The 4,801-nt window shown below is 67.2% G+C and carries 3 protein-coding genes and 1 pseudogene; 2 read left to right on the top strand and 2 right to left on the bottom strand.

Features of this window, described 5'->3' with window-relative positions; translation table 11 throughout:
- Together VFX99_RS12765 and dnaB are read right to left on the bottom strand one after the other, a co-directional pair.
- A pseudogene (locus VFX99_RS12765) lies at positions 1 to 431 on the bottom strand (hypothetical protein); the annotation flags it as partial.
- A 150-nt stretch (positions 432 to 581) separates the two neighbouring features.
- Complete coding sequence (dnaB, locus tag VFX99_RS12770; RefSeq protein WP_329666672.1) at positions 582 to 1,952, bottom strand: replicative DNA helicase; 1,371 nt, start codon at positions 1,950 to 1,952, stop codon at positions 582 to 584.
- Positions 1,953 to 2,559: 607 nt separating this feature from the next.
- Between dnaB and VFX99_RS12775 the strand changes: the two genes are divergently transcribed.
- Both VFX99_RS12775 and VFX99_RS12780 read left to right on the top strand, forming a co-directional pair.
- Positions 2,560 to 3,909 carry a hypothetical protein gene (locus tag VFX99_RS12775; protein ID WP_329666673.1) on the top strand — a complete coding sequence of 450 codons (1,350 nt, stop codon included), beginning with the start codon at positions 2,560 to 2,562 and terminating at the stop codon, positions 3,907 to 3,909.
- Between the two features lie 86 nt (positions 3,910 to 3,995).
- Positions 3,996 to 4,801 (top strand): chaplin family protein (locus VFX99_RS12780; protein WP_329666674.1); only part of this gene is annotated, 806 nt, incomplete at its 3' end.

The following is a 4,801-nucleotide window of genomic DNA, read 5'->3' on the forward strand; positions in this document are numbered from 1 at the left end:
GTCGCCGAGAGTGTCGCGCTGACGAGGTCGACGATCGAATCCTGCAGCCACGCCGTGTACTGGTGGACCAGATCGAAGTCGACGAGGTCGTATGCGATGAACGGATCGAGGGACTCACCGACGACGGGACCGTTGTGCGTGTGGGTGGCCACAAGGACGACATCCGATGACGCCCAGTCCGCCAGCTCGATCAGCCTCGGTCGCAGGCCCTGGTGCACGCTGCGGGGGATACCCAGAATGTCGACCGACACGATCGCGTGGGGAGCACCGTCGTCCCAGAGCACGACGCACCGGGCGAAGAGCGGGCCCGAATGCGGTGAGTCGCTGGCGACCGTGCGCAGGGCGGATTGCACCCCGTAACCCGCCATGTACGGGTTCGCTCCCGGCCTGGGCGTGATGTCGGTCTTCGCCGTCGCGATCTGAAAGCTCATCGACCGTCCCCTTCCGGGTGGCTCGTGCGACCCTGCGCTGTCCGACCTGTCGGATGCTGGTTGGTCAGACTGTACTGCCGCAAAGGAGGTGGACGCCGAGCACGATGACCGCGATTCCGACGATCAGATCGGTGCAGGTCGCCGGAATCGCTAGATCCCGACCGCCATGTCGGTGAAGCGCGAGAAGTGACCCTGGAAGGCGACCGTGATCGTGTCGGTCGGTCCGTTGCGGTGCTTGGCGACGATGAGGTCGGCCTCTCCCGCGCGGGGGCTGTCCTTCTCATAGGCGGACTCGCGATGAAGCAGGACCACCATGTCGGCATCCTGCTCGATCGATCCTGACTCGCGGAGGTCGGACAGAGCGGGCTTCTTGTCGGCCCGCTGCTCCGGACCACGGTTCAGCTGCGACAGCGCGATGACCGGAACCTGCAGCTCCTTCGCAAGCAGCTTCAGCGCACGCGAGAACTCGCTCACCTCTTGCTGACGCGACTCGACGCGCTTTCCGCTGGTCATGAGCTGGAGGTAGTCGATGATGACCATCTTCAGCCCCTGGCGCTGCTTGAGGCGGCGGCACTTCGCGCGGATCTCGACCAGCGTCATGTTGGGGCTGTCGTCGATGAACAACGGTGCATCGTTGATCCGGCCGCGCGTCGACGCGATCGTGGTCCAGTCGCGGGAGTCGAGCGTTCCTTTGCGCATGTTCTGCAAGGGCACCGCCCCCTCTGCACTCATCAGACGCATCGCGATCTCGCTGCGACCCATCTCCAGCGAGAAGAGGATCGTGGGGAAGTTGTGCTTGATCGCAGCGGACCGCGCGAAGTCCAGCGCGAGGGTCGACTTACCCATCGCGGGCCGAGCGGCGATGATGATCATCTGCCCGGCGTGGAGTCCGTTGGTCAGTTGGTCCAGACCCGAGAAACCGGTGGGGATGCCTGTCATCAGGCCGTCTCGTCCGCGCGCAGCTTCGATCTCGTCGACCGCAGCGCTCACGGCGACTTCGAGCGGCACGTAGTCTTCGGCGGCATCGGCCCCGGTCACACCGTAGATCTCGGCCTGCGCATTGTTGACCAGATCGAGGGCTTCGCCCTGGCCGGAGTAGCCCATCTGCACGATGCGCGTACCCGCGTCGACGAGCCGGCGCAGAAGCGCGCGCTCCGAGACGATCGACGCGTAATAGCCCGCGTTCGCCGCGGTCGGCACGATCGAGGTGAGTGTGTGCAGGTAATCGGCGCCCCCCGCGCGCTGCAGCTCGCCTGACTTGATCAGCTCGTCGGTGACCGCAACGACATCGGTCGGCTCGCCGTGCGAATAGAGCGTGAGCACGGCCTCGAAGATGAGCTCGTGCTTGGGAACGTAGAAGTCACCCCCGCGCAGCGTTTCGATGACGTCCGCGACCGCATCCTTCGACAGGAGCATGCCGCCGAGCGCGCTCTGCTCGGCCAGGAGGTCGTGCGGCGGGGTGCGCTCGTGCTCACGGCGCGCTCCACCGAGCCGTTCGTCCGAGATGTCGGCAATCGACATTTGCACTGTCCTCCACGTCTTCGGCCACGGCAAAGCTGCATCCCGGGGGGTTCGCCTGCGCGCGGACGCACTCCAGTAGGACGAGATCGGATGCCCCGGCATCCCTCTCGTCCGACCTCAGCAGAACACGAACCCCAGACACCGTCTGCGTTGACGTGCGATGCGCCGATCCCCCCGTGGGCCGCACCCCACGCTAGAGAGCGGCTTTCCGACTTGCAACAGCACTTGTGGATAAGTCTGTGGAGAGCCTGCGCGAAACGCCGACAAGCCTGTGCACAACGTCTGTGGAGAAGTGCGCGCCTCACCCGGTTATTTGTCGCTTTACGGCCTCTGACCTGCTATTCAGTGATCCACTGCTTGTGAATTGAGATGTGCTTGAAGTCACAGTTGAAGGTTGCCGCCGGCCGTGGATACCTGTGCACAATTCCTGGCTGCATTTCGCATTCTTCACATATCCGGTATACACGGCCCGCTGCGTGGGCTAGCGTCAGGGCTCCAGGCACCCCTCAGTACTCCGGTTTTCGTTCGAAAACGGATTGACGTCCGTCGTCGCTAGGAGGTGAACGTGGACACCGCACACTCGCAGCACCTGTCGAGAATTTCCAGGATGCTGCTCGCAGGAATCGGCGTCGCGTTCGCGTGGGTGCTGCTTTCGATCCTCCTCAACCTCTCCGTCCCGCAGGCTCACGCCGCGGACGGCCTGCTCGGCGACACCGTCGAGACGGTTGCCCCGGTGACCGAGCCCGTCACCGAAGTCGCTGCACCCGTCACCGAACCTGTGGCAGAAGCCGCCGCCCCGGTGACTCAGCCCGTGGCCGAAGCCGCTGCGCCCGTCACCGAGCCCGTCGCGCAGACCGCAGCTCCTGTCACGCAGCCCGTGGCGGAGACCGCCGCGCCCGTCGCCGAGCCTGTCGCGCAGGCGGCAGCTCCGGTCGCTCAGACGGCAGCTCCCGTCGTAGAGCCCGTCGCGAAGACGGTTGCACCGGTCGGTGAGGCGGCCGCGCCTGTGGCCAAGCCGGTCGCGAAGACCGTGGCGCCTGTGGCCCAGACGGTTGCTCCCGCGACTCAGCCCGTCTCGAAGACCGTCGCTCCTGTCACGTCGACCGTCGCTCCCGTCACTCAGACCGTCGGACAGACCGTTGCTCCCGTGGCCAAGACCGTGGCTCCCGTGGTCGCAACCGTCGGGCAGACCGTCGCCCCCATCTCCGACCCGGTCCTCGCGACCGTTGCCCCGGTGGTTGGAACGGTCGCGGACTCGGCTTCGTCGTTTCCGGTTGCGCCGGTCGTCACCTCTGTGGTCGACACGGTCGGCGGGATCCCCCAGAACGGGGTCGTGACGCCGATCCTCAATCCCACCCTGGGCGTGGTGGAGACCGTGCCGGTGGTGGGCGGCGTCGTCACCGACCTGGGACTGGACACCGCGGCATCCGGCGCCGGGTCGAGCGTGGATGGGGTTCTGCAGGGCGGCGCCACGGTAGTGGTCGGCACGGCATCCGGCGCCATCGACAAGTCCGGCCGCATCGTCACCGTTGCGCCTGTGTCGCCGCTGACCGGCGTGCCTGCCGTCGGAGCGGCCCTGCACGGCGCGCCGGCCGCTACGACCGCCAGTGCGCTTCGCGCGGCCGCCGGCAGCCCGTGGGAGACGCTGGCCCGCGCCGCGTTCCTCAGCGGCGCAGCAGCCTGGCACGCGCTGACGTCTGATCTGTCCGCGGCGCTCACGTCGCCCGACACCGCCTTCGTGAGCAGCTGGGCTGCCACAGGAATCTTCGCTCTTCTCCGCTCTGTCGCACAGGCGGACTCCTCTCTAGTTGGACCCGGCGGTGCGGGTCCCGGCGCGTGGGTGCTGGTCGCCCTCGGTCTTGTCGTCGCATACCGTGCCTGGGTGCGTCGTACGGGACTCGAGAACGACGTAGCCCCGGCCGCGCCCGTTCTGTCCACCGACGTCTCTCCCGACTGATCGGATCCTCGTCGTCGCTCTGACGACGGAGAATCTCGCGCGTTTCTGCGCGCATCCGATCATTCATCACATCTCAAGGAGAGATCATGCACACCTTCATCAAGCGCGCCCTCTTGGGTACGCTTCTCGCCGGCGGCTTGACGCTGCTGAGCGCGACGGTCGCGAACGCGGCCGAGACGACCGGGGAAGACGGACTCCTGTCCGGCAACCAAGCCCTCGTCCAAGTCACGGCGCCGGTCACCGTCGCCGACAACGCGACATCGGTCGTAGGCGACAGCACGTCGCTCACGGCGCCGGCGGCACCCGCCGGGGCACCTCCGGCGGCTGCTGCAGCGGAACCCACCACGAGCGGCGAAGGCGGCATCGCGTCCGGCAATCAAGTGGTCGTGGATGTCGAGGCCCCGATCGACGTGACGGGCAACGCCGTCTCCGGCATCGGTGACAGCACCGCCGTCACCACGGCTCCGGCTCCGCCCGCCGCAACGACGGCGCCGGCGGCCCCAGCGACGTCGACAGCGCCGACCACATCCGGTGAGGACGGGATCCTCAGCGGCAACCAGGTGGTCGGCTCCGTGAACGCACCCGTGGACGTCTCCCGCAACGCCGTCTCCGGCATCGGAGACAGCACCGTCGTCCGCAGCGGATCGGGCGGAACCAACGGAACCAGCACGCCTGGTGGTTCCGGCGGCATCGCCCCGATCACCTCGGGAGAGGACGGAATCGCCAGCGGAAACCAGATCATCCCGGTGATCACCGCACCCGTGAACGTCTCGGGCAACGCCGTCTCCGGCATCGGAGACAGCACCGTCGTCCGCGGCGGATCGGGCGGAACCAACGGAACCAGCACGCCTGGTGGTTCCGGCGGCATCGCCCCGATCACCTCGGGAGAGGA

Origin of the sequence: Microbacterium sp. (assembly GCF_036277215.1) — a bacterium.
Lineage (GTDB): Bacteria > Actinomycetota > Actinomycetes > Actinomycetales > Microbacteriaceae > Microbacterium.